At 73.9% G+C, this 1,123-nt stretch carries 1 protein-coding gene and 2 pseudogenes; all 3 read left to right on the plus strand.

From position 1 onward, the window contains the following. Positions 1–270, plus strand: a 270-nt coding sequence (locus AB0M27_RS48055; RefSeq protein ID WP_365732495.1) for a hypothetical protein, incomplete at its 5' end; no start/stop codon positions are given. Between the two features lie 135 nt (positions 271–405). Then, positions 406–609, plus strand: a pseudogene (locus tag AB0M27_RS48060) (potassium transporter TrkA); the annotation flags it as partial. A gap of 20 nt (positions 610–629) precedes the next feature. Continuing rightward, positions 630–1,123: pseudogene (locus AB0M27_RS48065) on the plus strand (4-alpha-glucanotransferase); the annotation flags it as partial.

The raw sequence follows: 1,123 nt of genomic DNA on the forward strand, positions 1-1,123 counted from the left end.
CTGGGGCTGCTCGAGTACCGGATCGCGGCGGTGGAGACGGCGATCCAGCGCGCGGCCGACCCGCGCCACCTGCTGGCGGGACCGCCGAACCACGGGGGAACGGTCAACCAGCAGGCTCCCTCGAACCAGCGGGGAACCACGGACCGCCAGGGGCCGCCGACCCACCAGAGTTCCCCGAACCACCAGGCAACCGCGAACCAGCCAGCGGGAGAACAGAACCGGCCAGAGCTTCAGAACCACCGTGCGAAGATCACAAACATTCCACACTGACCGGGAAGACCGAGCCGGAAGGATCACGGCATGCTGGGTTTCGTGCCCCCACTTCCTCAGCAGCCGGGACGACCGCCGACGGGACGACCGCAGCCCGGGCGTCCACAGCCGGGACGCCCCCCGTCCGCCGGTCACATGATCGTCTGCGGCGACGACGCGCTGGCGCGCCGGCTCGCCGTGGAGCTGCGCTTCGTCTACGGCGAACGGGTCACCCTCCTCCTGCCGCCCGGCCGCGACGCCAACAGCCCCGAGACACCGCTGACCCAACGGGGGCGCGCGGCGGCCCTGTTCGGCCGGATGTCGGCGGCGATGAACCGCACGGCGGGGAACGCGAACGGCGGAACGGGCGGCGCGAGCAACTCGTCGTGGGGGAGGACCTGGGCACCGTCGAGCCCGGCGTCCGCGAGGCGCTCGCCCGGCGCGGGGTGCTCGGCACCTCCGTGCTCTGGTTCGAGCGCGACTGGGACGGCGACGGCCGCCCGCTCGCCCCCGAGAAGTGGCGGCAGGACTGCCTCGCCACCGCCACCACCCACGATCTGCCCTCCACCGCCGCCCGGCTGACCGGCGATCATGTGACGCTGCGCCACCGCCTCGGCCTGCTCACCCGCACCCTGGAGGAGGAGCTGACCGAGGACGTCACGGGCACCGCCGAGTGGCTGGCGCTCCTCGCCCGGCTGCGGATGCTCCCCGAGGGCGACGGCGACGAGCCCGCCGCCGTCCGCGCGGTCCACCGCTTCCTGGCCGCCACCCCCGCCCGGATGATCGGCGTCTGGCTCCCCGACACCGTGGGCGACCGCCGCCCGCAGAACCTCCCGGGCACCTGGGACCAGTACCCCAACTGGCGGCTGCCGAT

It is taken from the genome of Streptomyces sp. NPDC052107 (assembly GCF_040680215.1).
Classification (GTDB): domain Bacteria; phylum Actinomycetota; class Actinomycetes; order Streptomycetales; family Streptomycetaceae; genus Streptomyces.